Source organism: Pseudonocardia sp. EV170527-09 (genome assembly GCF_008369905.1).
Classification (GTDB): domain Bacteria; phylum Actinomycetota; class Actinomycetes; order Mycobacteriales; family Pseudonocardiaceae; genus Pseudonocardia.
This window is the reverse complement of sequence record NZ_VRMC01000483.1, coordinates 1-267: the sequence shown is the minus strand read 5'-3', so window position 1 is coordinate 267 and position 267 is coordinate 1. Positions and strand designations below refer to the sequence as shown.

Below are 267 nucleotides of genomic sequence, written 5' to 3'. Positions count from 1 at the left end.
ATTCAAGAGCATGTGCGCGGCGCCGAGTACGCCGAGTTCCCTGCCGCGCACCTGTCCAACGTGCAGGCCGGTGCCGCATTCAGTGATCTTGTGTTGGCGTTTCTGAACGCTCAGTGAGGAAGTTTTTGTGGACGAGAAACAACGTTATGACGAAGGCATGCAAGTACGCCGTGCGGTGCTGGGCGATGCGCATGTCGATCGCAGCCTGACCACACTGACCGAGTTCAACTCGGAATTCCAAGAGATGATCACCCGTCACGCCTGGGG

At 58.1% G+C, this 267-nt stretch carries 1 pseudogene; it reads left to right on the top strand.

Features of this window, described 5'->3' with window-relative positions:
* Positions 1–127 precede the first annotated feature (127 nt).
* A pseudogene (locus FVA95_RS29880) lies at positions 128–267 on the top strand (4-carboxymuconolactone decarboxylase); the annotation flags it as partial.